This window comes from Candidatus Poribacteria bacterium, from assembly GCA_026706025.1.
Taxonomy (GTDB): Bacteria; Poribacteria; WGA-4E; order WGA-4E; family WGA-3G; genus WGA-3G.
Genome location: JAPOZO010000036.1, coordinates 1 through 23,829 on the forward strand (window position 1 = coordinate 1; position 23,829 = coordinate 23,829).

A 23,829-nucleotide genomic window follows, 5' to 3' on the forward strand; every position below is an offset into this window, starting at 1 on the left:
GAAAGGATACCCAGTATCCTGACTTTTGACAACTATTATTTATGAAACACCCTCAGTTAAATGATGGGAGTTTTGCTGAAACGCAATAAAGAAAAGGAAGGTCTGGCAATCCGTCCCTGTTAGGTGCTAACCTTTTTGCGACCTGCATCGGCGTAGCTTGCAAGCCAAGACTTGCTATTGTAAAGAATGATTTTAGACAAGTATAGCTGACATGCAATGCTATTGTCAAGGATTTATGGAAATTAACAGTTATAGACTATCAGTTTCGCGCCGTGCCTGCTGTTGAAATCTGAACTGTGATTTTTGTGATTTATATGATTTTCGATGAGAAGCAGTTATTCAGAAATAGGATTAGACAACCACAAGGAGATGAATAGGCAAACCAAAACGCCGAAGCCAGCGATCGGTTTTAGGTGTTTGATGGACATCTCATTTTCCTGTCAATCCAAAAAGCGATCACTGCCAAAAGTATCTCCGCAGAGAGCATCCAGAGGCGACACACCAGTGCGAGAAACGTCGCTTGTGTCTCTGGCATATAGTTTGCTAACAACACCCCTAAAAGCCCTTCACGGATGCCTAAACCGCCAGGGGTCAGGAAGCTCAAAAAACCCACGACCCAGGCAAACGCAAAGCAGGCAGTGAGAACACCCACGTCTGCCCACTGCACAGGCGCGAAGCTTCGGACAAAGAGGAAAAAGGCGAACCCTTGACAGAGCCAAAGTAGACAGTGGCAGGTCAGAACGTTCGCCAAAAGTCTCACATTTCCTAAAAGCGGAGCGACTGTTTTGAGAAACTGCCGAGCGTGATCCGAGAGTTGCGGTATCAAAAAGACAACACTCGCAAGGCAACCCATCACCACCACCGTCAAAAGAAACGTCTGTCCTGAAAACGTTTCAAGCACGGCTGTTGCGATCTGTCGCATCTGTTTTGAAAACAAGAGAGACAGCGCAATGAGTCCACCGATCGCCGTTTCAATGCCGACGTGTCCGGTCAGGCTACTACCGACTGCCGTTTTGCTCAAGCCGAACCGACGGCTGAGCGAGAGCAACCGAACAACGCCCCAGATCCGCCCAGGGAGGTAGCGCGTAATGTTGGCAAGATGAAACAGTGTAAAGGCATCGCGAAAAGAGACACGGCTACCTGTAAGACCCTCCAAAAGGGTCGCAAACGGGTAGAGGTAGGCACTCCAGTAAAAGAGAATCGTCCCGAAGGAACAGAGCAACCACCCCCAATATATCTCAAAGGTCGCATCCTTGACGGCGGTGTGCGTCTGTAGAAAAGGTTTTATGAGAAAATAGAGAAGTATACCAGCGATAAGGTATCCGATGCATTGCCGCAAGGTTTTCATTCTTTATCCTTATACGTGAACAGAGAGACGATCAGTTCACCGATAAGCCCCAACCCTGTCAGCAGGATGCCGATGCCGAGACACAGACCCCCGGCGATGCCACAAAGCAGACGTGGAAGGTCTATGATTGGAAAAAAGTGTAAAACTGTCACGATGGCAAGCACCACGATGCTACTGAAAATAAAGAAACTCCCGACACCCGCGAAAAAGTGCATCGGGCGTTTTTTGTATCGCGTCAAGAATAACACCGTCAGCAGATCAAAAAAGCCTTTCGGTATCCGTTTGAAACCGTATTTGGATTTACCGAACCGCCGTGGATGGTGTTTGACTTTCACCTCACCGACAGAAAAACCCGCTGCCGCGGCGAGTATCGGGATATACCGATGCAAGTCGCCGTAGAGGTGAAGTGTCTTAACAACGTCTGCACGGTATGCCTTAAATCCACAATTCATGTCGTGAAGTTTCACGCCTGTCAGGGCTGCAGTGACGCGGTTAAAAAAAAAGAAAAAAAACGTTTTTCAAGTGGATCCTTGCGCGGATATTTCCAACCAGAAATGAGGTACGCTTTCTCCTTTTCGAGTGACGCTAAGAGTTTTGGGATCTCTGCGGGATCGTCTTGAAGGTCTGCGTCCATCGTGATAACGATGTCGCCGGTGGATTTTTCAAAACCTGCGGTGAGTGCTTCCGCTTTGCCGCGATTGCGTCTGAAGTGGATGACGTGGATCGTGAGTGGTGAGTCTTCGGAGAGGGCATCTAATACGTCTGCGGTGTTGTCGGTGCTGCCGTCGTTGATAAAGAGGACTTCTGCAATATATCTGTTTGTCTGTATCGTGGCTTCGAGCTGACTTAGCAGCTCCGGTAAAGACTCAGCTTCGTTATACGCGGGGATGACGAGGGAAATTAAGGTCATGGTGTTTCTACCTTGGGGATATGGTATATCCAGACGTGGTCAATCCCGTTGAGCGTGATGACAGCCTCTAATTCGCCATTGAGGGTGCCTTCTTGGGGGACACGCTCGATCTGTGAATCTCGAATATAGACAACCTCATAATCTGGGAGACGTTCCATCCTTCTATCGGCACGATAGACAAATCCCCGGAAGTAGTACCTGACAAACTCTGTCGCTAATGGAGAGACTTGCACGAATAGGCGATCCGCATTTGGTTTCTCATTGAGATATTTTCCTGCGATATCTAAGCCAGAGGCCTCCCCGACGGTAATAACTTTGGTGATGTCTGTTATTTTCCAACAGAGGTTATAGTAGGTACCGTAATAGGGGTGGCGTGCAAGCACGGGGAACACTTGAATCCCAAAGAAAACAATGCATGCAAGAACTGTGAGTGTTGTTTTGTATTTTGTGGTTGCCTCGGTTCCAGAGCGGGTACGAATCGCGTTATACCCCCATTTGAATCCTGCTACAAAACCGATCGCCGCGAGTATTTCCAATAGTAGAAAAGCAGGCAATAAGTAGCGAGGAAACTTTTTGCTGGTTGCTGAGAGGCAGATAGTGAAAAGTGCCACACTGAAGATGAGTGCAAGTCCTGTTTTGAAATGTCGGGCAGTTTCCTCCGAGTGTTCCCTATTTTTCCAAAGTAGAACGCAACCCACGATCACCAAGGGTAGCATCAGCGGTGTGCTTTTGATAGACAACACAAAAGGGTAGAAAAGCCAACCCGGATCGTTGACAACATTTCCAAGAAAGAAATGTTCCACCTCATGAGGCGTTGTCACTGCCCAATCGACGCTCTCAAAAACGAACCATACGGTTTGTATCATTCTCACACACACCAGAACAAGGACGGCACCGGCTAACACGAGGAGATATGGGTTCAAACGTTCCTTTTTCATATCTCTCAACAGCAGAACACTCACCCCGAAAAGAAACAGCGGCACCCAGCCAAAACTCGGGGGCCAAAAAACAGGCCACACGGAGACGACCGTGAGGGCAGCACCGTTGAGAAAACCCAGAATATCCGCGAGATCTCTCCAAAAGCCACTGATGCGTTTGGCGCGAAATAAAAATAGACACAATGGTATCCACGGCAATAAAATCAGGGCATAACTTTTCGAGAGGATCGCAAGACCGAAACTGATCCCCGAAAGAATGAGATAGCGACGCTGATGCCGATGTTGACAATAGAGAAGAAAAAGCAACACCGTAAGCAAGATAAAAGTCGCGGCGAGGGCATCGGTGTGGACGCGTCGCGTCTGTGCTAAAAAAAACGGAGAGTACGCGAGGCAGGCGAAACTCGCAAGTCCAACCCACCGACCGAAGAGTTGATAGACTAAGAGGCAGATGATACCGATGCCTGTCCAGACAACCAGACAGATAAACAGCCGGGATAATGCAAGGTTTTCGACAGAGACACGGGACTGCGTAAAGAAGGTACGCAGCCCCGCAATCCACATCGTGGTGACACCTGGATGGTAGGCAATACGCGTTTCTGAGGACTCGCTCCGCTTGACAGCAGACATGAACTTTGCGCTGCGGAGTAACCAGCGTGCTTCATCACTTGACCAATGAGAGTCTAAAGAAAAAAACCTCGGCATGCTTCCAAGGGCAAAGATAGAAACAAATAAAAAAATATAGGCGGCTGTTCTTGTTAGTCTCTGTGGAACAAAGAAGGTTTGAGGACTATTAGTCGGCAGACGAAAACCCCGCTGGCAAGTGGATTTTTATCCCATTGTATTCTACCACATTTTGTGTATCCTGATGAGGGACTTGGTTCAAAAAGGATTGAGGGGGTCTCGCTTGTTCGAGTGCCTGCTTATTGGCTTGAGTTGGATTCAAAAAAGCATTTGCTCGGAAGAACTCCTCGCTGTTTTCTCTTGACAGAACGAAACTAAAACCTGCCTCTCCAGGCTCTCCTTTAACCCAATTATTAGGATCATATACAATCTTTTCAAGCGTAGCCATTGCGTCGAAATGTTTTTCAAGTTCTTCCGTTGAGATCTCCGTTTCTTCTCGTGGGGACTCTTCAAAGGAAGGTTCTAATTTTTCGTCAGTGCTCGGTTCAGAGGACGTTGCTTTAAAGGGAGCTGCTGTTTCTTCCGTGTGCGGATCCGTGTGTTCACTCGATGCAGACGTGTTCTCTGGGTCGAGTGCCGATGACACTGAATTTTCCTCAACAATTTCTCCGTTTTTAGAGACTGCGGGCATCTCTATAGTATTGGGTTGCGTAAGGGTGGAGGGCTTTTTCCCGATACTGTCTATAAAACGTCTATTCTCATACTCTAAGTATAGCATCCAAGTGGTGCCCAAGACAAGTAACAGCATGGCGGTGAAAATGAGTTTTTTCATCTGTTAACTCCTTATTGTAAAACTCTGAGACATGCAGCATCTTAATGCTGCATGTCTCAAAGCATTAGCGTGTAAATTCAGGAAACAATGTAGTAGTCTTGACTGTAATTATGAAGAAGTCCAGAGGCTGTACCAGGTGCAGAGCCAGCATTCCTCTGGGGGTATAGACTCCGAGCTCGCTATCTCAATGTAAGCATCAGGAAATGTGCTGTGATCGTCGTCAGCACCGTGTTCTGCCTTTGCCCAGCCCGTGTCAAGAATATCATAGAATAATAGCTCACCGGTGACGCTACAAAAGTAACCATGGATTTTGTAGGCAGGTATCCAGTGAAATTCACCTGCATCAGCCATCTGAACAAGCGGGGCAGCTGTAAAAAGCATTACGCACAATACGAAAAAACTTATCGTACTAAGTAGATTCGTGTTGATTTTTAGGAACGCAAGCGGTTTGATGTCCCAAGTTAATGTATTCGTCATTAGGTTCTCCTATCATTTTATCAAGTTTAAGGATTCATTGTCAAGAAAATACGTTTTTTGATATTAGGATACAACTTCTATCCAAACGATAGCGTTTGGGTGAACTCGCAACAGTTGCGAGGTTCCTTAATGGATTGCCGACACTAACTGAATAGCAATCAGTCTGTGTCAGCATTTGGTTGAAAAGTTATTTCTCCTTCTTAACCATTGCGGAGACGGGATCCTCGGGATTGTCCTTCGCGGCTTCCTTCCAATCCGCTATCACACGTTTCGCTGTTTCCTCGATGGTGGAGCGAGAGATGCCAAGTGCTTCTGTAATCTCCGAGAACGATTGTCTGTCGAAGTACCGTTCCATAATTTTTTTGTCGTTCGCCTCTGGGAGGCAGTTTATCAACGCTTCTAAGTTGCGTGCGATAGGGAACAACCACTTGCGGACACGTTCCCATGTTTTCTGAACTGATCCAGAGCTCTGTTCCTTATCCGCTTCAGAGGTAGAGGTTATCACTTCTGCTATCTTTTTGGGCTTTATCCCATCCAGTAGAAGGTCTACGATTTCTCGGTGCTGATCTTGGAGGAGACGGAAAAGTTGGGCTTCCAGAACCTCCTTTGCTTCGGCATCGGTTCCTGCGATCAGCGTTTCGCTTTCGCTGTTGGAAAGCGTGTTAAGCGGGATAACTTCCAAGTGTCGCTTTTGGCGTGATCTTCTTATCGCGTCAATCATGAGATTTTCCGCGACTCTTTTCAACCACTCTAACAACTTCTCTGGTTCTTGGATTCCTTTTCGTTTCTTGACAGCTTTAATGAACGTGTCGCTGGTGATTTCATCGGGATCTACGACGGTATCTGGATGATTCCATCGCCTTGTTTTAACTGTGTTGAAGACGGTTTCGTAATACGCCTTGAAGAGTAGTCTACATGCCTCTTCTTCATCGCCTGTTTCTACGAACCACCGATTTAAACGAATATCGTTCACTTTCCTGACTATGCACCCACCTCTTTGGAGATAAAGTTATGGCTGGCTTCATATATAATCACGAAAGTTTTTCTTAAATTCCGACACAGTATGTATTTTTTTCAAAAAATGTGTGTATGTGTACAAAATTGCTTTTTTATCCTCTGAGATTAAGCAAATTTAGTAATAATAAATTGCTTGACGGGGTAACCCCGCCCCTACGAAACAGATACAACTTGGAAGGAAGTGTGTTTCTTTAAAGGAGTAAGGTTCGTCGTCGCGCAATTCTGCGGTGTACGCGAAGAAACACCCAAGCAAAAACCCCAAATGCGACGTGCATTATTGCGTAAGTCTTGGAACGTAATGATATTGCCTTACCGGTTTGATGAAAGGTTGGTGATGCGGAACAAACTAACAGTTTATTCTACAGAAGAGAGGTATATTGACGGAAATGGTATAACTATCGCTTAGACGTTCAGCGATTTCATAAATAAAATAGGTTCAAGTATTTGACAGAAGTATCTCATACCTTCTCTATAATTAAAGACACAGTTTTTTGCTGAAAGGGTGCATGGTGAAAAAATGAACGGATAAGTCCAATACCCTCGCCAAAAAAAGTTGAATAGATAGGGTGAATGTCCTAAAGTTATGTGTCATCCAAACATATAATGGGCCATAAGTCGAACTTACGTTTTTATAGTAAAATCCGACAAGTTTAGACTTGCAAGCAACACTAAGAACTGCTATGATACACATAAGCGAGAACGGATAAATCTTACGAATCCAAAGGGATATGCCGAGGACGCTGATGAATTCTAAATTAAAATATGTGATTGGCTTTTTAATTTTTTTAGGACTTTGTTTCGGCTTCCAGTGGCGGGCAGGGCAGGTTAGCGATGTTGAAACGCTTGTGTGGTACAGCATCATCCCGCCGCTGCTTGCTGTCACATTAGCGATCGTAACAACCCGATTATTTCCGAGTCTCTGTATAGCCGTTGGTGTCGGACTTGTGCTTTCATGGTATCAGAAAGGTGCTACACCGAGCGGTTTCTTGGCAGAAACTGTCTGGTTCGTCCGTGCCGTGAGTGTCGGAAATGATGGGATAGATCTCTTCAATTTCTGGGTAGTGTTGTTTGTTTGCCTTATCATGGCGACGATCTCTGTGGTAGTCGCCTCCGGTGGTATTGGCGGTGTGGTTGTCTGGCTCTCTCAGTTTGCGAAGGGGCCGCGTTCGGCGCAATTTATCACGGGTTTGATGGGGATCGTCATCTTTATTGGGGATTATTCCAATGCGATGCTCGTCGGACCGACAATGCGTCCACTCACCGACCACCATCGCGTCAGCCGTGAAAAGTTGGCGTTCCTTGTGGATTCGACAAGTGCCCCGATTGCCGGTCTCGCGTTTGTTAGCACCTGGATCGGTTATGAGGTGGGACTCTTTGAAGATATATCGGGGACACTTGGGCTTGGACGTGACGGGTATTCCATGTTTTTTGATGCGCTCAGTTTTCGGTTTTATTGTGTGTTGACCATCATTTTTGTTATCGTCAATGCGATCAGTGGCAGAGATTATGGGGCGATGCACCAAGCCGAGATCCGGGCGCGAGAGACAGGAGACATTGCCGCCCCAGATGCACAGGCACTCGGACACGCTGGCTCTTTTACCAGTCTACCCAACGCCGTTGTTCAGCCCTTTTCGGCTGTTTTACCGCTTTTAACGCTTTTCGGGTTGCTATTGGGTGGTTTCTGGATAGATGGCAACGGGACTGGGTCTATTCTGTCGCTAACATCCTGGCGGAACGCACTTTCAGAGGCGAACAATGTGATGGTGCTTGCTTGCGCGGCAGCAAGTGCGTTTGTCGTTGCGATTATCTGTGCACGTTGGCTCTCCAAATTAAAGTTTTCGGATATCGCGCCGGTCGTTTGGAACGGTATAAAAGGGAGCCTCACACCTTTAAGCATTCTGTTATTGGCATGGGGACTCAAGGCGAGTTGCGATAGACTGATGACGGGTGATTTTCTTTCTACGATGCTCAGTGATGTTGTGTCGCCGCTCTGGTTCCCGATTTTGGTTTTTATATGTGCATCCGTGACCTCTTTTGCGACCGGCACGAGTTGGGGCACAATGGCGATCCTGATTCCGACTGCGATTCCAGTGGCGTTTTCGCTCGATGGTGGTAGTTATGGACTCACGACAATCATTTGTCTCGGGGCAGTGCTGGATGGTGCCATCTTTGGAGACCACTGCTCGCCGCTTTCGGATACAACGATTTTGAGTTCTATCGCCAGTAGTTGCGACCCGCTGCACCATGTGAGAACGCAATTGCCTTATAGCCTTACTGTTGCAAGTATTGCGCTGTTTTGTGGTTATCTTCCTGCTGCACTTGGTATCTCTTCAGCGATCGGAATTGCATGTGGAACCGCCGTGATAATCTTGTTGTTTTATGGAGTTGCAGGTTTCCGTAAGCTTCAAGAAAGGAGAATGGTATGAAGGTAGCACTTGAAGGAAAGGTGGCAGTTGTTACGGGTGGTGCGAATGGCATCGGTCGCGCGATTGTAGATAAGTTAATTGATAATGGTGCTTCTGTGGCAATTGTTGATATTGATGTAGAGGCAGGTAAGGAAACCGTCAGAGAAATTCAGCAAATCGGTGGGACAGGTCTGTTTGTGGAAGGTGATGTGTCAGATGCGGCACAGATGGAGATGGTCGCAGACCGGATTGCGGGACACTTTGGCAAAATTGAGATTCTGGTTAACAATGCCGGAATAAACACCAAGAGCGATAGGGTGCCGATTCATCAGTACACCTTAGCGGATTGGCACCGTATTTTGCAGATAGACCTCACTGGTGTTTTCACAACGAGCCGTGCGGTTATCCCATATATCCTTAAATCTCATAGCAGGTCTGGTTCGGAGCATGCGACTGGACGGATTGTTAACATCAGTTCTATTGCCGGGTTGGTGCCGTTACGTTTGCAGAGTGCTTACGTCGCGGCGAAAGCAGGTGTTGCGAATCTGACGCGTTCAATGGCGTTAGAACTCGGACCAGAGGGAATTCTGGTGAATGCAGTCGCCCCCGGTTCGACGTTGACCCGCGGCACAAAGGCACTCTTCTATGGAGATGACGGGGCATATACGGAAAACGCGGCAAGTTTGCTATCGCACATTCCATTGGGAAGACCCGGGAAGACGACGGAGATTGCGGCAGCGGTGCTCTTTCTCGTTTCGCCGGATGCGAGTTATATCAACGGTAGTGTGCTTGCTGTGGACGGTGGATGGACTGCAGGCTATACACGGGATTGGTAGATGTGAGGGTATGCAAATCGCGAGCCCAGCTCGCTCCTACAAGAAGGTAGATATGTAAATCGCGAGCCCAGCTCGCTCTTACAAGAAGATGGATGTGTAAATCGCGAGCCCAGCTCGCTCCTACAGTTAAGGGAGAAGAAAAATGGCAAAGATTACTACGTTTAAAGGGTATCAAGGGGAACCGCCTATTCCGAAACCGGCGCATCAGGTGCAAGCAAATGTCGTCACAGTCCAAGACGGTGTGCCTGTAAGGTACTCGGGTTGTGATGGTATTGGTGTGCGCGTTGTGCATCCAGCGAACCCGAACGCGCCTGCAGAGAACTTAGGTCTCGTCGTGTTTTTTGTGCCGCCACATGTTGTACTTGAGCCAGGGAGTCATCATACCGAGGAATGCTATGTGATTCTAAAAGGAAAAGGCGTGATGACGCTTGCCGGTGAAAAAGTGCCTGTTGAAGCGGGGACGTTCATCCATCTTCCACCGTGGTGTGAGCACGGGATTGAAAACACAGGTGATGAGTCGATGGAGGTATTAATCTGTACCTCTCCACCGAACCCCTAAATTGACCCGAAAAACGCTGTTTTGGCAAGCCAAATGCCTGATTTGCGGGTGACTCGCGCCTGCTTTCAGGCATTTTCCATTTTTAATTCAACTTTTTCGCCGTATTTTCGTTAAATAAAGTATCTATAATCGTTTAGAAACCGCACTTTTAAACTGTGGGGGTTAATTTATGCACGGACCGATATCAGGTTCAGGTCGCGATCGAGGATCCCGAAGAGGGATGAGTTCCTTTGGTGGGAAACCGAAATTCCGGAAGCAAGACCATGATCCACTATCAACGATGGAAGAGGTGCCTGAACGCCTAAAAGAACAGGCAGAGGCACTGTTTGAAACAGGCGAAGAGATCAAGATTGCTGTTTCAACAGATCTGCGCTTTGACGGCACCTACGGTAAGGATTGGCTGTTAATTACCAATAAGCGGCTCATTGCCTTTAATCAGAATGGTGCTATCGGGCACCACATGCGCGAAGTGCCTCTTACGTCCGTTGAAGATATCGAAATCCTTGAGATGTACGGGAATAATATTCTTAAGGTGAGCACCGCAGACAACGCTTTTGAAGTGTCTCGGTACTCAAAGCGGTTAATCCCAAAGTTCAATCTTGTTGTTTCCGAGTTGGAGGAATTAGTTCCACAGAAGGAAAGAGACGCAGATGGTCGCCGACGCGGCAGACGCGGTTTCGGTCCGGGCGGGCGGCCTTCTGGAAAGGACAAGGGGCGGTGTGAAAAGTGTGACCAACCTATTCCGAGTTGGTCGGGTGTGTGTGTCAATTGCGTCCAAAAAGGAAAACTCATCTTTCGACTCATCAAATACGCTGTTCCGCTTTGGCACGTCGTTGTGCCGGCATTCCTCATAATGATGGTAATCCGTTTGGTCGGGCTCTACCCAGAGATACTCATGATGGATCTAATCGACAGGATTATAAACCCTGCCGGACATGCCATTGCTACGGGATTGCCGATTCCCGAAACAGATTGGGGACACCTTCAAGGCACTGTAAACTTCTTAGGCGAATGGTTTGAAAACATACCTGTCGGTGGAAGTTTCGGACATCTGGTAGCAATTGTGCTCCTGATGGCGGGCATTAACATATTCACAATGGCAGCTGGGGCTGTACGCGGCTATATGATGGCGTGGGTGGGACAGAATATCACTCGGCGGCTTCAGAATGAAACCTATGAACATCTGAACGCGCTCTCCATTGATTTTTTTCACGAGCGGGATACGGGGAACTTGATGTCAAGGATCACGCACGATGTGTCAAGGCTCCGAGATTTTATCGCGAATGGGTTACAGGATATCGTCGGTGATTCTCTCACGATTATTTATATCTGCGTAATCATGTTCGGGTTCAACTGGCAACTTTCCCTCTGGACGTTGATACCTATTCCCTGTCTTATCTTCTTCACAATCTTTTTTGGCAAAAAGATGAGCAAGGTATACCACGTTTTATGGAAACGGTATGCGAACATTAGTACGATTCTCGCAAGCACGATTCCAGGGGTCCGCGTTGTTAAGGCATTTGCGCGCGAACGCTACGAGATAAACCGGTTCAGTGATTTGACGTATCAGGTATTTAGCGGTGAGTTGAACGCTGCGAAACTTGGAACACTTTACCGCCCAATTATGGAGTTTATCGTCTTTACGGGTCGTATTATCCTCTGGTTGGTAGGCGGATGGCTAATTTTCCAAGGCGATGTGAAGCTTGGTATGCTATGGATGTTCCAAAGTTATATGATGCGATTTTTTAGGCCTGTGTATACACTCTGTCAGATGAACGAGCGATTCATCCGAGCAGGTACTTCCGCCGAACGTGTGTTTGAAATTATGGATACGCCACCGAGCGTCGCTGATAAAGCGGATGCAGTGGCTCTTGGGAATATTCGCGGTGCTGTGGAATTTAGGGATGTCTATTTCTCTTATGATAGTGAGAAAAATGCGCTCAACGGTGTCAGTTTTCAAGTAGAACCCGGTGAGATGATAGGGTTGGTTGGGCACAGTGGTGCAGGGAAAAGCACGCTCATCAATCTAATCACCCGCTTCTACGACCCGAACGATGGCGTGATAGTAATTGATGGTCACGACAGTCGCGACATTCGGGTAAAGGCGTTACGGCAACAGGTCGGCGTAGTTTTACAGGATCCATTCCTATTCCAAGGCACCATCGCCGAAAATATCGGTTACTCAAAACCAGGGGCATCTCGGCATGAGATTATTGCAGCCGCGAGAGCTGCAAATGCCCACGATTTTATTATCAAGTTCCCTGACGGTTATGATACGATGGTAGGTGAAAGAGGGGCGAGAGTCTCTGGGGGTGAGCGGCAGCGCATCTCTATCGCACGTGCCATTTTGAAAAATCCGCGCATCCTTATCTTAGACGAAGCGACTTCCTCCGTTGATACTGAAACGGAATCCAAAATCCAAGAGGCATTGGAACGGCTCGTTCAAGGGAGAACTGTATTTGCTATTGCGCACAGGCTGTCAACCCTTAAATATGCTGACCGCCTTGTCGTGCTGAAAGAGGGGACAGTTGACGAAATCGGGACGCATGAGGAGCTGCTTGCTAAGGAAGGCACTTACGCGGGGTTGTGTGAGAAGCAGACTGAGTTATCGAAAATTCGCGCATGGTAATTTGACCCTGACGGAAGGAGGCACGCTGATGAAGGAAGCGATTAAAGTAACAGATGAATTAGAGTTTCTTGATGCGAGGCATGTTAGAATTGAGCGGAACGCATTTGAAGAACTTGTTGTCCAACTTCCGGATGGAACAACGCACGCGAAGGTTGAACCGATCTGTGCTTTTCCTGTCAGCGAGACGAGCCGATATATTTCCCTCGTAGATGAAGAATCTAATGAAATCGGAATTATTGAGGATATAAAGCATCTCCCAAGTGCCTCCCGCGAGGTGCTTGTTGAGGAGTTAAAGAAACGGTATTTTATGCCAAAGATTACCAAGATTCATGAGTTGGATGGTCAATTCGGGATTACGCAGTGGGTGGTTGAAACTTCGCAAGGAGATGTAGAGTTCGGTTTGCGTACCCGATACGATATTGTCACGCTTGAGAACGGACGCGTCCTAATTAAGGATGCCGATGGTAACCGGTATGAAATTGAGAACTACCATAAGTTGGACCCGAAAAGCCTTGCGCTACTCGAAACGCAATTGTAGGTATGCCGCTGATAAGGAGAGATATGGAGAACGTAAGAATTGAACGTATTGAATGGGCACGTTTAACAGGCGAGCGTCCGCGGAAAGCGGGTTGCAATTCACGGTTGGGTGAGCATGGACTGCATGTCCGTCCGCCTATTGCCCGCCTAACGACGACAGATGGGGTTAGCGGCTTTGGGTTTTCATCGATTTCACGTGAAAAAGCGGAGGCGATTGTCGGGTTTCAGCTCAGCGATGCTTTCAATGCAGAAAGTGGTGTCACCGAAGAATTCAGAATGTTGGAATATCCACTCTGGGATTTGGTGGGACAGTTAGCGCAAAAACCGGTGTATGCGATGCTGTCTGGACAGAACGGTGCGTTTCGCGCCCCGTGTTACGACACCTCGCTCTATATTGATGACCTACATCTTGAGGACAACGCTGAAGCCGCAGCACTTATCGCTTCGGAGGCATTGGAGGGAAAGGCACGCGGACATAACGCCTATAAGATCAAAGTAGGTCGTGGTGCGATGCACATGCCTCTTGACAAAGGAACACAGCGGGATATTGATGTTATCCGTGCTGTGCGTGAGGCTGTCGGACCCGATGCTACGATATTGATAGATGCAAACAACGGTTACAACCTTAACCTTACGAAGCAGGTATTAGGCGGGGCTGCCGATGCAAAAGTTTATTGGATGGAAGAGGCGTTCCACGAGGATGCTCGCGTTTATAGTCTCTTGAAGGAATGGCTAAACGCGGAGGGTTTGGAAACCCGTATTGCGGATGGCGAAGGAGGTGCCTCACCGCACCTTGTGGATTGGGCAAAAGATGGGCTCATCGACATCGTCCAATACGATATTTTTCACCCCGGTTTCTCACGCTGGCTTGAGTTGGGACCCGAATTGGATGCATCTGGCGTTGGCACGGCACCGCATCACTATGGCGGCTACTATGGCAATTTCGCCACCTGTCACCTCGCAGCGAAGGTAGAGCGGTTTGAGTTCACCGAGTGGGATCATGCGACGACTCCGGGTATAGATGATTCCGGTTATTCCGTGTCCAACGGTTATGTAAATGTGCCACAAAGTCCTGGTTTCGGGTTGAATATAGAGGAAGGCCCTTACCAAAAAGCGCGTGAAGAGAATGGATTTGATGTTCGTGCGTAGTGTGATAACTGATACCGCCGTGTCGCCCAAACATCTCGCTTTTCACAATGCCGATGCGGAGGGGTTTCGGCAGTTGGAGGTCAATTGATGCGCTGGAAGGCATTTTTTTTAACGATGTTTAGTTGGCGCAAGTTGTCGATATTTTCGGAATTCCCGGTGGAATCCCTTATATTTTTTATTGGTGCGGCGGCGGTGGTGATTCTCATTAAGCGGTGTTAGTCCTGATTGAATGAATTTTCTCTAAACGTAGTAGATTGCAAAAGACTATAAGGGAAAGAAAATTATGGCGTATTTAACAGCAGCAGACAAAACATTCTTTAAAGAAAATGGCTATCTGGTTATCCGCGGCGCGCTGGAACAGGAAGCAATTGATGCCGCCCTTGACAGGCTCTGGGAAGAGTTGGAAGAAGATAGGAACGACCCAGAGTCTTGGATTCGTAAAGGTTATCGTACGGTGCCTGTCGGTGGTGAAGATGTTATCGCTGGCACAACATACAATAACAGCGTTTTCGCTATGGCAGAAGAACTCGTCGGCAAGGATAAATTGAATTCGAGTGGTGGTGCGGGGCCGCATATCAATTTTCCGGATCCAGACAGAGAATGGCGCGAACCCAACGGACATCTTGACGGTTACCATACGCCTACAAACGGTGTCCCAAAAGGGGTTGTCGGTGCGTTCACACTCGGCGCGACTGTTTATATAGACACCGTTGAAAAACAGGGTGGCGGATTTACCGTCTGGCCTGGGAGCCATCGGATTTGGGCAGAATATTTCAGACACCACGACCTTGATAGCCTCCCCGGCGGTATTGCTCCATTCGATTTAGGACCGAGTTATGAATTTACCGGCGAAGGCGGCGATGTCTGCTTCTGGCATCATCAGATGAGTCATACCGCTGGTCCGAACTGCGGACGCAATGTTAGAATGGCACTCATCAGTCGGTACCGGCGAAAAGATCTCGACGAGATTAAGTTTGAAACCCCTAACGATATGTGGAAATATTGGGACGGGATTTCGTAGGACTTACACCTTGTGATTCCTCTTGAAAACTTGCGAGGTTCAAACCTCATCAACTGGGTACAAGACCTACAGCATCATTTTTATAGTTACATCTGAATATTAATTTGTGGAACAAATTGATATATGATATGCTATTATCAGTCTGTTTTTTTCGGAAAGCAACGTTAACGTTATTTAAATTTATTATACTTGGTCAAAACTGGATTGGGAAATTTGGGAATGGACCTCTATATGGACCCTTCTGAAGTCTCAGAGATAATAGGTGTGGAGGAAGGGATTATTATTCGAGCATTAGAACGGCCAGATGTGGAGATTGAGCCGTATCTACGCGTCGTCTCTGCACCGTCTGAGGAACCGGGAAGTTCCACAAAGCCACGCGTGCAACTACGCGTTGATGGCCTCGCACCGCTGATAAAGAAACTCACCTATAATATTCCAACAGACGACATTATTGAAAATCTCAGCTGCCAAATTATTGATATTACTTACCTACGGGAAACTTGCGACAGGTTGGAAGAGGAAAATCAAGCACTTATCGCCGAAAATACGCAGCTTCGAGAAATGATTGAATCTTTCCAAACCGAAAGAGGGGATTGGTCAGCACAAGTTGAGGATTTAACAAGTCAATTGACGCGGGAGCAATCTAAAGGTTGGGTGACTCGCCTATTGAAACGGAAAGACTAATCAAATTTAGATGGGTGAAGCTGCAAATTCCTGAAAGGTCGCTATGGTGAAAGAAAGACGCAACCGTCTAATTGCACTTGGCTTCTTTATAGTTAGTGTTATTTTTCTTTATGTAGAAGGTATCCCGGTACTACCAGCGATTATCATGCAGAATGCTGTTTTGCTCAAGGGCATCGCGCTGGTGCTGCTGAGTGTTGCTGGCATTCTCGGCGGGACTGCCTTCGAGAACAGACAGCGAATCGCCATTATATCCGGTATCGGTTTGGTGATTGGACTTGGGTTTCTCTATTTGCCTATCCCATCAATTCTACGCGGTTCGGCGTTTCATATACTATTCGCTTGTGCTATTGCCTTCGGTATGACGACAACTGCGAAGCGGATTGCAGCTATCGGTTCAGCACTCTTGATGTGTATTGGAATCGTCTTCCTTTACCAACCCTTTTTTCCATCGCTTGGTGGTACCGCCCTACACCTACTTCTACCCGCCATAATCGTTTTTTCGATTGTTTTTTCGCAGCAAACCTTGTGTGAACGCCTTTCTATTGGTTTAATCGCACTGGGGCTGATTGCGCTCTGTCAACCCTTTTTCATGCTGTTTTATCAAACAGGTTTTCAGTTGTTGCTTGCTGGCTTGACAGGGTTTATTGTCGCAGCACACCGTTAGTGGTTAACAGTTATCAGTCGTCAGTTGTCAGTTAAGAGGTTTGCGAAACGATAATATTCTTTGGTAACCGTTATATCTGACTTGGGTGACGACGGTTACAAGAAAATATCCTTTCATCAAAAACCAGACTGAAAACTGAAAACTGAAAACTGAAGACTATAATGTCAAATAGAATCCATAATTCCAAGACGAAAAATGTGGTGATAATAGGGGCTGGCATTATTGGTGCCACACTCGGTTATCATCTGTCCCGACGGAACGGTGTTACTGTGACGCTTCTGGAGCGAGATGTCCCGGGCGCAGGGGCATCCGGTCACTCTTTTGCATGGGCAAACGCTTTTGGGAAAGACCCACGCGAGTACCACACGCTCAACCGACGTGCGTTAGATATGTGGTACCGGTTAGCAAATCAACTTGATGCGGATATTGGTATCCACTATGGCGGTGAAATGCGGTGGGAGAACGACCCGCAACGTGCAACGCAGCTGCGTGAACGGGTCCAACAGATCCAGACATGGGGGTACCCGTGTCGTCTTATTACCTCAGACGAGATATTAGCACTTGAACCACGTCTACACCCTGGGACCGTGTTAGCTGCGTCCTTCTCCGAAGCGGATATCCATATTGAAACCGATACATTTATTGACGTTTGTCTCCGGCGTGCGCGCGAGGCAGAAGCGATTGTGTATGTGCAAACCAGCGTTACAGGCTTTGTCATTCGTGACGGCAATATCGCCGCTGTGAAAACGACCAATGGAGAGTTTTCGTGTGATGTTGTTGTCTTGGCAAGCGGTATTCAAACGACCGAACTGGCTGCTCTGGCACAAGTCAATATTCCGCAGCAACGGAGTCCTGGTATTGTTATTAAGACGACACCGTGTGCTGAAGTTTTACACAATGTGGCAATCATCCACGCACCGTCAACGGATGAAAACCATCAACACCTCCACCTCCGACAATTAGCTGACGGAAGTCTCAGGATCGGGCAGGGAACCCAAGAAGGAATAAACCGTGATGACTCGCAACAGCATGCCGATGCACTTCTTGATCGTGCGAAAACCTATTTGCCAGCGATAGCGGATGCGAAAGCGATTCCGACACCCGTCGGCTATCGCCCGATGCCGATTGACGGGTTTCCAGTACTCGGATTTACAGCATCTGTACCGAATCTTTATATTACGCTCATGCACAGCGGTGTGACGTTGGCACCTTTGGTGGGTGAAATGGCGACATTAGAAATCGCGGATGATGTACAGGTGGATTGGTTTGCGCCTTATCGTCCAGAAAGGTTTAGCGCAAGTCCTGAAAGTTAGGAGCATAGAAGCTGATTTTGTGCCGCCAAATCTACTTTTCATAGTTTTCTGTATATGCTTTTACCAAATCGCCCTTCCGAAAGCCCGGGACAGCCGTAGCACATTCCAGTGCCAGATGTTCGTAATCAATCTCCATCAGACATGCTAAGACGGTAGGGTTTTTCGCTTTCAAAAGTATCCACTGCTTACTCTTTTCACACTGTTTTTCATCTGTCTCTCTACGCGAATAATCCTGCCAGCCTTGGCACGGGACAGCGAAATCGAAGGGGTTCTGAAAGACTTTCAAAGCATCAGGTGTGTTATTGTACTGCCACATCTGGAAATCTTTGTGTCGAATGGGTAACGGTTTATATTGTCGCATATCTGGATGCAGGCTTGCCAAACGTGTCCATATCTGAAATTCGGTGTTTACTGCGTAAGACTTGCCTGTACTGAGGTGGAATGCATCCCTTGGAAGAGGCAATTTACTGATGAAGCGCATATCCGGGTCAAGCTGCTTGTGGGTGGTGAATTTGCGGAAATTGACTGGAACAATAAACGCGACGATGTCTGCTAAACGGGCAGCATGATTAAAAAAGGCTATCGCTAACTTTCCGCGTTTGCCGAACGGTGGATTACTGATGATAGCAGTATCTCTGGGTGCGGATGGAAAATCGGTGACGTTAAAAAAATCTTGGCGTTTCACATCCTTACATTTCGGTACGAGATCGATGCCGAATCTTTTCTTTGCGGGTAAGAGTTTGTAGAACGCACCCGTGCCAGCAGCTGGTTCGATAAAAAAGAGGTCGCTGGGATTCCGATTTAGCGTCGAGAGCGTGTTTGTGAAATGTTCCCAACATGCTCCCGCGACCTCTGATTTAGTGTAAAACTGATCTAATAGGTTCTTCAAACCTTCCACCTTTTAGTACCTCGATACCTGTCAAGGCCGCCCGTCTCAATACATTCAGCCAAGAATTACTCAAAGCGTATCAACCTACCGTCTTTGACAATCAAGACTTTCTCGTTGTAAACTGCGTCCCCGTCAGCATCAAAAGAGAATTTTCCGAAAATTGTGTCAAAATCTCTGAGACTTGCGAGCGCGTCTCGAATCGCTGCAGCATCGGTTGATTCTGCATTCGCGATCGCCTCCGCCAGAATATGGAGTGTCGCATACGAACGCGCGGCGTAGTTGGTTGGTTCTGTTTTGAATTTGGTATTATAATTCTCCACGAAGGCTTGATTTCTTGGCGTGTCAAGGGCAGCACCCCACCCCACAAAAGTTATCGCATCCTCAGCAGCTACGCCTGTGGCCTGCACATCTGCTGCGGTCAATGTCCGCACGATAAAGGGGGCGGATATACCGAGTTCACGCCCTTGCATGAGGATCCCAGGCTTTTCCGGCGATAAACATGAAACAAAGATAACATCGGGATTCAGGGTCTGGATTCGGGCTAATTGTTGAGAAAAGTCGGTATCGCCACCTTTGAAGGTTTCAGTCGTTATCACCTCAATCCCTTTCGCAGCAAGGACTTCCTGCACGGACGCGTCTCCATCGACGGAGAAAAGATCGGTTTCGTCATACATTGTCGCGGCGCGTTGATAACCGAGTTTTGTCTGTGTGACCTCAATGCCAGGGGGAATAAGTTTATCTGTCGTCAACGAGACGCGAAAAACGTAATCTCCGAGCGCACTGAGCCCGCGGGCAGCGGATGTCGGGCTAATCGCTACAACCTGATTTTCTTGCGCTACCGGAAAAGCCAACTTAGTTTGACTTGATGTCGCAGGTCCGAGAATAATAGACACGCCTTCTTGGTGAATCAGTTTATTGAAGGCTTCAACTGCCCCTTCTACAGTGCTCTGACCATCTTCAATAATAAACTTAAGTTTTATTCCACTGGGATGTGCAGCGTTAATCTCGCTGAGTGCCAACTCAAAGCCTTGTGAGGTGGGAGTGCCAAACGAGTCAGTGAGCCGTCCTGTCAGCGGTAAGACGATGCCGACAGGAATTTCTTTACTGGTCTCCATCATCTGAGGTGTGGTAGGTTCGACAATTTGGGAAACGCGATCACAAGCGGAAAATCCAACAATTAACACAACAATAGCGAATAGAGACGCGAATAACGTCAATTTTTTAGTATTCATAAAACTCCTTTATAGGAGAGCCCATAATTATTTACACACGTGGAGTAGATGTCGATTTCAAGAATAAAAGTGCTTGCGCGTCCAGATGTATTTGGCTTACTCAAAGCGTACGAGTTTGCCGTCCTTGACGATTAGAACCTTCTCGTCGTAAACCGCGTCCCCGTCGGCATTAAAAGAGAATTTGCCGAGAATTGTGTCGAAATCCTTGATGCTTGCGAGCGCGTCTCGAATCGCTGCAGCATCGGTTGATTCTGCATTCGCGATCGCCTCCGCCAGAATATGGAGTGTCGCATACGAACGCGCGGCGTAGTTGGTTGGTTCTGTTTTGAATTTGGTATTATAATTCTCCACGAAGGCTTGATTTCTTGGCGTGTCAAGGGCAGCACCCCACCCCACAAAAGTTATCGCATCCTCAGCAGCTACGCCTGTGGCCTGCACATCTGCTGCGGTCAATGTCCGCACGATAAAGGGGGCGGATATACCGAGTTCACGCCCTTGCATGAGGATCCCAGGCTTTTCCGGCGATAAACATGAAACAAAGATAACATCGGGATTCAGGGTCTGGATTCGGGCTAATTGTTGAGAAAAGTCGGTATCGCCACCTTTGAAGGTTTCAGTCGTTATCACCTCAATCCCTTTCGCAGCAAGGACTTCCTGCACGGACGCGTCTCCATCGACGGAGAAAAGATCGGTTTCATCATACATTGTCGCGGCGCGTTGATAACCGAGTTTTGTCTGTGTGACTTCAATGCCAGGGGGAATAAGTCTATCTGTCGTCAGCGCGACGCGAAAAACGTAATCTCCGAGCGCACTGAGCCCGCGGGCAGAAGATGTTGGGCTAATCGCCACAACCTGATTTTCTTGCGCTACCGGAAAAACCATCTCAGTTTGACTTGATGTCGCAGGTCCGAGAATAATAGACACGCCTTTTTGATGAATCAGTTTATTGAAGGCTTCAACTGCGCCGTCTATAGTGCTCTGATCATCTGCAATAATAAACTTGAGTTTTATTCCGCTGGGATGTGCAGCGTTAATCTCGCTGAGTGCCAACTCAAAGCCTTGTGAGATTGGGATGCCAAATGGGTCAGTGAGTCGTCCTGTTAAAGATAAGACAACACCGATCGAAATTTCTTTACTGGGGTCTGTCATCTGAGGTGTAGTAGGTTGCGTAATTTGTGAGATCCGTTCACAGGCAGAGAGTCCGGCAATCAATACAATAATCACGGATAGAAACGCGAAAGTTATGATTTTTCTAATGTACATAATGCTCCTTGGGTGGCACACAGTGTGCGCTGATGATTCTGTTATGAAATGGATAGCACAGAGTGTGTGCTTTCCATTTTGTAGTTTTATTATACCATTTTCGCTGTCAAAATGAAATTAAAAACAGTTTTTCTTTCATGCCTATGTGCTTGATTAATTTCCTATTATCGAGTATATTATAGAAAATCGAAACCTCAGAATGTCAGTAACCCCCGATTCAAATCGTGGGCTTGCGGAATACGGTAGCCAAACCTATAGGTTTCACGAGGGCAACTTATTGACTACAGTCATATATCGCAGTCTCTGGATGTGGCAATCCAAACAACGTTTCGGATGCTCCCAAAGTCTGATTCCACTTGGAGACTGTGATCTGGAAGGGGCAACATATACCCTGCAAAGGAGTTTTACATACGATGTATGTTCCCGTAAAAACTAAAGAAGGTAAACAGTTGATGCCGACGCCGCCAGTGGCGCGCCATCTTATCAAGAGGGGTAAAGCGACACCGTATTGGTCTCATGGTGTCTTTTGTATTCGGTTGAACTACGAGACGACAGACTATACACAAGATATAGTTGTAGGGGTTGATCCGGGTAGCAAGAAAGAAGGCTTTACCGTCAAATCTGCGACACATACCTATCTCAATATCCAAGCTGATGCTCATAACAAGGTGGGTAAAAAGGTTGAAAAGAGACGTGAGTTGCGGAGAGCCCGAAGGTCTCGGAAGTGTCCGAACCGAAAAAACAGAACCAACCGGCTTGCCAATAAAGAACGTATCCCCGCAGGCACACGTGCGAGATGGGATTGGAAACTACGGGTGCTTGATTGGTTGTCCAAACTTTACCCCATCACATACGTCTGTGTAGAAGACATTCAGGCACCGACAATACAACATGCGAAGAAGTGGAATAAATCCTTTAGTCCATTGGAAGTCGGTAAGCAGTGGTTCTATACAGAAATAGAAAAGCGGTGGGAGTTGCGAACCCTTCAAGGGTGGCAAACCCAAGAGATACGGGAGAGTCTCGGTCTCAAGAAATCGTCTAACAAGTTATCTGAAACCTTTGAGGCACATTGTGTCGATAGTTGGTGTTTGGCATATCACACGGTTGGGGGCTCGGGCATTCCTGATAATATGGACTTACTGTGTCTTTCCCCGATCCTGATCCGCAGGCGCGAACTTCACAGACAAAACCCACAGAAAGGTGGCAAGCGTCCACGCTATGGTGGCACTGTCTTAGGGACATCAGGAAACCTCGTCAAAAACACACTCATTCAGCACGTCAAATACGGATTTGCGCGTCTTGCGGGCGTTAACTCCCGCGGTCTGTTTTCAATATACAGCATGGCAAACAAACGGTTAACAACGGGTGCGAAGCGGTCTGATTTTACAGTGCTCACACGCCTTAACTTTTGCTATAGGAGCGGTGTTTCCTCCCCCGTCTAAAGACAGGGGTTTCCACACCGAATATAAGAGATGACGACAGAAGTAAAATCACCGGTCCGTTGGGGCATTCTCAGCACTGCTAATATTGCCACGAAGGTCGCTCGCGCGATTCACCTTGCCGAAAATGCCGATTTAATTGCGATTGCGAGCCGGACAGAGGAACGCGCTGCAACATGGGCAAAAGACCACAACATTCGCACGGCTTACGGTACCTACGACGCACTCCTTGCAGATGATTCACTTGATGCCATCTACATCCCTTTACCCCCATCACTCCACGCTGAATGGACAATCAAAGCAGCGGAGCACGGTAAGCACATCCTTTGTGAGAAACCGCTTGCCGCAAACGCTGATGAGGCGATCGCGATGGTAGACGCGTGTCACCAAAACGGTGTGCAACTGATGGACGGTGTCATGTGGGTGCACCATGATCGGACAACGGTAATGAAGCAGAAAATAACAGACGGCACGCTCGGAAAACTCCGTCGAGTGACAGCGGCGTTCACTTTCAATTGGGATACAATTCCTGTTGGGAATATCCGTGCGATGAAGGAATTCGCCGGTGGAAGCCTCGGCGATTTAGGTTATTACTGTGTCCGCGCGATTCTCTGGGCATTTGAGCAGATGCCGACACAGGTGTTCGCAACAGCACGCTACAAGGGGGGTGTCGATTTCAATCTCGCTGGTATTCTCTGGTTTGACGATGAACGCATCGCTACTTTGGATTGTGGGTTTGACACGGGGCTCCGAAAGTGGTTCGAGGTCGCAGGCACGCGTGCCTCGATTGTCTGTGATGATTTCACCGTCCCGACCTCTGAAGATACTGCCCGATTTTGGATTCACGGTTCGGATGGGAACGAGCAAAACACTGTTGACGGGTGTATTCAAGAGGTCACAATGATAGAGCGTTTCTCTCGGATTGTGCAATCTGGGAATCTTGAGGCACAGTGGTCCGATGTTGCTGTCAACACAATGCGCGTCTGTGACGCGCTTCTTGAATCAGATCGGCGAAAAGAGGTTGTTAAACTATAGGGAAATAATATGAAAATTACAAACATTGAAA

General features: G+C 47.6%; 22 protein-coding genes. 12 read left to right on the top strand and 10 right to left on the bottom strand.

Annotated elements, in window-relative coordinates; genetic code table 11:
* Nucleotides 1-409: 409 nt before the first annotated feature.
* From OXH00_08480 to OXH00_08510, 7 genes are all read right to left on the bottom strand, one after another.
* Nucleotides 410-1,348 (bottom strand): hypothetical protein, encoded by a 939-nt coding sequence (locus OXH00_08480; protein MCY3741042.1) that lies wholly within the window; start codon nucleotides 1,346-1,348, stop codon nucleotides 410-412.
* The gene (locus tag OXH00_08485) at nucleotides 1,345-1,800 is read right to left on the bottom strand and encodes a hypothetical protein (GenBank protein ID MCY3741043.1); all 456 of its coding nucleotides are present in this window, start codon (nucleotides 1,798-1,800) and stop codon (nucleotides 1,345-1,347) included. The genes OXH00_08480 and OXH00_08485 overlap by 4 nt, the downstream gene beginning before the upstream one ends.
* 20 nt (nucleotides 1,801-1,820) lie before the next feature.
* A complete protein-coding gene (locus tag OXH00_08490) occupies nucleotides 1,821-2,258 on the bottom strand; it encodes a glycosyltransferase (protein ID MCY3741044.1) in 438 nt (145 codons plus the stop codon).
* The gene (locus tag OXH00_08495) at nucleotides 2,255-3,898 is read right to left on the bottom strand and encodes a glycosyltransferase family 39 protein (GenBank protein MCY3741045.1); all 1,644 of its coding nucleotides are present in this window, start codon (nucleotides 3,896-3,898) and stop codon (nucleotides 2,255-2,257) included. Before OXH00_08495 ends, OXH00_08490 begins: the two co-directional genes overlap by 4 nt.
* A gap of 88 nt (nucleotides 3,899-3,986) precedes the next feature.
* Nucleotides 3,987-4,649 carry a hypothetical protein gene (locus OXH00_08500; protein ID MCY3741046.1) on the bottom strand — a complete coding sequence of 221 codons (663 nt, stop codon included), beginning with the start codon at nucleotides 4,647-4,649 and terminating at the stop codon, nucleotides 3,987-3,989.
* A 108-nt stretch (nucleotides 4,650-4,757) separates the two neighbouring features.
* On the bottom strand, nucleotides 4,758-5,126 hold the full coding sequence (locus OXH00_08505; GenBank protein ID MCY3741047.1) for a hypothetical protein: 369 nt from the start codon (nucleotides 5,124-5,126) through the stop codon (nucleotides 4,758-4,760).
* 187 nt (nucleotides 5,127-5,313) lie between these two features.
* Nucleotides 5,314-6,099, bottom strand: coding sequence for a sigma-70 family RNA polymerase sigma factor (locus OXH00_08510; GenBank protein ID MCY3741048.1), 786 nt, complete (start codon nucleotides 6,097-6,099; stop codon nucleotides 5,314-5,316).
* 787 nt (nucleotides 6,100-6,886) lie between these two features.
* Between OXH00_08510 and OXH00_08515 the strand changes: the two genes are divergently transcribed.
* From OXH00_08515 to OXH00_08560, 10 genes are all read left to right on the top strand, one after another.
* On the top strand, nucleotides 6,887-8,569 hold the full coding sequence (locus tag OXH00_08515; GenBank protein ID MCY3741049.1) for a Na+/H+ antiporter NhaC family protein: 1,683 nt from the start codon (nucleotides 6,887-6,889) through the stop codon (nucleotides 8,567-8,569).
* A complete protein-coding gene (locus tag OXH00_08520; protein ID MCY3741050.1) occupies nucleotides 8,566-9,384 on the top strand; it encodes an SDR family NAD(P)-dependent oxidoreductase in 819 nt (272 codons plus the stop codon). Before OXH00_08515 ends, OXH00_08520 begins: the two co-directional genes overlap by 4 nt.
* Before the next feature lie 142 nt (nucleotides 9,385-9,526).
* Nucleotides 9,527-9,943 (top strand): cupin domain-containing protein, encoded by a 417-nt coding sequence (locus OXH00_08525; protein ID MCY3741051.1) that lies wholly within the window; start codon nucleotides 9,527-9,529, stop codon nucleotides 9,941-9,943.
* A gap of 220 nt (nucleotides 9,944-10,163) precedes the next feature.
* Nucleotides 10,164-12,572: an ABC transporter ATP-binding protein gene (locus OXH00_08530; GenBank protein MCY3741052.1), complete on the top strand. Its 2,409-nt coding sequence runs from the start codon at nucleotides 10,164-10,166 to the stop codon at nucleotides 12,570-12,572.
* A 28-nt stretch (nucleotides 12,573-12,600) separates the two neighbouring features.
* Nucleotides 12,601-13,110 (top strand): DUF1854 domain-containing protein, encoded by a 510-nt coding sequence (locus OXH00_08535; protein ID MCY3741053.1) that lies wholly within the window; start codon nucleotides 12,601-12,603, stop codon nucleotides 13,108-13,110.
* A 23-nt stretch (nucleotides 13,111-13,133) separates the two neighbouring features.
* Complete coding sequence (locus OXH00_08540) at nucleotides 13,134-14,258, top strand: mandelate racemase (protein MCY3741054.1); 1,125 nt, start codon at nucleotides 13,134-13,136, stop codon at nucleotides 14,256-14,258.
* Nucleotides 14,259-14,541: 283 nt separating this feature from the next.
* Nucleotides 14,542-15,279 (top strand): phytanoyl-CoA dioxygenase family protein, encoded by a 738-nt coding sequence (locus OXH00_08545; protein MCY3741055.1) that lies wholly within the window; start codon nucleotides 14,542-14,544, stop codon nucleotides 15,277-15,279.
* A 219-nt stretch (nucleotides 15,280-15,498) separates the two neighbouring features.
* Nucleotides 15,499-15,963, top strand: a complete 465-nt coding sequence (locus tag OXH00_08550) for a hypothetical protein (GenBank protein ID MCY3741056.1) — start codon at nucleotides 15,499-15,501, stop codon at nucleotides 15,961-15,963.
* Nucleotides 15,964-16,006: 43 nt separating this feature from the next.
* Nucleotides 16,007-16,627, top strand: a complete 621-nt coding sequence (locus tag OXH00_08555; GenBank protein MCY3741057.1) for a hypothetical protein — start codon at nucleotides 16,007-16,009, stop codon at nucleotides 16,625-16,627.
* A 161-nt stretch (nucleotides 16,628-16,788) separates the two neighbouring features.
* Complete coding sequence (locus tag OXH00_08560; GenBank protein MCY3741058.1) at nucleotides 16,789-17,940, top strand: FAD-binding oxidoreductase; 1,152 nt, start codon at nucleotides 16,789-16,791, stop codon at nucleotides 17,938-17,940.
* A gap of 31 nt (nucleotides 17,941-17,971) precedes the next feature.
* Here the strand turns inward: OXH00_08560 and OXH00_08565 are convergent, their stop codons facing one another.
* The 3 genes from OXH00_08565 to OXH00_08575 all read right to left on the bottom strand — a co-directional run bounded on the left by OXH00_08565 (nucleotide 17,972) and on the right by OXH00_08575 (nucleotide 21,324).
* Nucleotides 17,972-18,829, bottom strand: coding sequence for a hypothetical protein (locus tag OXH00_08565; protein MCY3741059.1), 858 nt, complete (start codon nucleotides 18,827-18,829; stop codon nucleotides 17,972-17,974).
* 65 nt (nucleotides 18,830-18,894) lie between these two features.
* Nucleotides 18,895-20,061 carry an ABC transporter substrate-binding protein gene (locus OXH00_08570; protein MCY3741060.1) on the bottom strand — a complete coding sequence of 389 codons (1,167 nt, stop codon included), beginning with the start codon at nucleotides 20,059-20,061 and terminating at the stop codon, nucleotides 18,895-18,897.
* Between the two features lie 96 nt (nucleotides 20,062-20,157).
* Complete coding sequence (locus OXH00_08575; protein MCY3741061.1) at nucleotides 20,158-21,324, bottom strand: ABC transporter substrate-binding protein; 1,167 nt, start codon at nucleotides 21,322-21,324, stop codon at nucleotides 20,158-20,160.
* A gap of 413 nt (nucleotides 21,325-21,737) precedes the next feature.
* Between OXH00_08575 and OXH00_08580 the strand changes: the two genes are divergently transcribed.
* Together OXH00_08580 and OXH00_08585 are read left to right on the top strand one after the other, a co-directional pair.
* Nucleotides 21,738-22,766, top strand: coding sequence for an RRXRR domain-containing protein (locus tag OXH00_08580; GenBank protein MCY3741062.1), 1,029 nt, complete (start codon nucleotides 21,738-21,740; stop codon nucleotides 22,764-22,766).
* Between the two features lie 30 nt (nucleotides 22,767-22,796).
* A complete protein-coding gene (locus OXH00_08585) occupies nucleotides 22,797-23,798 on the top strand; it encodes a Gfo/Idh/MocA family oxidoreductase (protein MCY3741063.1) in 1,002 nt (333 codons plus the stop codon).
* Nucleotides 23,799-23,829: the final 31 nt, after the last annotated feature.

Excerpts from the sequence above, each read along its gene's own strand:
- OXH00_08550 (MCY3741056.1), top strand. The coding sequence starts at position 15,499 with ATGGACCTCTATATGGACCCTTCTGAAGTCTCAGAGATAATAGGTGTG.
- OXH00_08555 (MCY3741057.1), top strand. The coding sequence starts at position 16,007 with ATGGTGAAAGAAAGACGCAACCGTCTAATTGCACTTGGCTTCTTTATA.
- OXH00_08560 (MCY3741058.1), top strand. The coding sequence starts at position 16,789 with ATGTCAAATAGAATCCATAATTCCAAGACGAAAAATGTGGTGATAATA.
- OXH00_08570 (MCY3741060.1), bottom strand. The coding sequence starts at position 20,061 with ATGAATACTAAAAAATTGACGTTATTCGCGTCTCTATTCGCTATTGTT.
- OXH00_08545 (MCY3741055.1), top strand. The coding sequence starts at position 14,542 with ATGGCGTATTTAACAGCAGCAGACAAAACATTCTTTAAAGAAAATGGC.
- OXH00_08490 (MCY3741044.1), bottom strand. The coding sequence starts at position 2,258 with ATGACCTTAATTTCCCTCGTCATCCCCGCGTATAACGAAGCTGAGTCT.
- OXH00_08485 (MCY3741043.1), bottom strand. The coding sequence starts at position 1,800 with ATGAATTGTGGATTTAAGGCATACCGTGCAGACGTTGTTAAGACACTT.
- OXH00_08495 (MCY3741045.1), bottom strand. The coding sequence starts at position 3,898 with ATGCCGAGGTTTTTTTCTTTAGACTCTCATTGGTCAAGTGATGAAGCA.
- OXH00_08525 (MCY3741051.1), top strand. The coding sequence starts at position 9,527 with ATGGCAAAGATTACTACGTTTAAAGGGTATCAAGGGGAACCGCCTATT.
- OXH00_08480 (MCY3741042.1), bottom strand. The coding sequence starts at position 1,348 with ATGAAAACCTTGCGGCAATGCATCGGATACCTTATCGCTGGTATACTT.
- OXH00_08505 (MCY3741047.1), bottom strand. The coding sequence starts at position 5,126 with ATGACGAATACATTAACTTGGGACATCAAACCGCTTGCGTTCCTAAAA.
- OXH00_08500 (MCY3741046.1), bottom strand. The coding sequence starts at position 4,649 with ATGAAAAAACTCATTTTCACCGCCATGCTGTTACTTGTCTTGGGCACC.
- OXH00_08530 (MCY3741052.1), top strand. The coding sequence starts at position 10,164 with ATGAGTTCCTTTGGTGGGAAACCGAAATTCCGGAAGCAAGACCATGAT.
- OXH00_08580 (MCY3741062.1), top strand. The coding sequence starts at position 21,738 with ATGTATGTTCCCGTAAAAACTAAAGAAGGTAAACAGTTGATGCCGACG.
- OXH00_08535 (MCY3741053.1), top strand. The coding sequence starts at position 12,601 with ATGAAGGAAGCGATTAAAGTAACAGATGAATTAGAGTTTCTTGATGCG.
- OXH00_08575 (MCY3741061.1), bottom strand. The coding sequence starts at position 21,324 with ATGTACATTAGAAAAATCATAACTTTCGCGTTTCTATCCGTGATTATT.
- OXH00_08540 (MCY3741054.1), top strand. The coding sequence starts at position 13,134 with ATGGAGAACGTAAGAATTGAACGTATTGAATGGGCACGTTTAACAGGC.
- OXH00_08520 (MCY3741050.1), top strand. The coding sequence starts at position 8,566 with ATGAAGGTAGCACTTGAAGGAAAGGTGGCAGTTGTTACGGGTGGTGCG.
- OXH00_08585 (MCY3741063.1), top strand. The coding sequence starts at position 22,797 with ATGACGACAGAAGTAAAATCACCGGTCCGTTGGGGCATTCTCAGCACT.
- OXH00_08515 (MCY3741049.1), top strand. The coding sequence starts at position 6,887 with ATGAATTCTAAATTAAAATATGTGATTGGCTTTTTAATTTTTTTAGGA.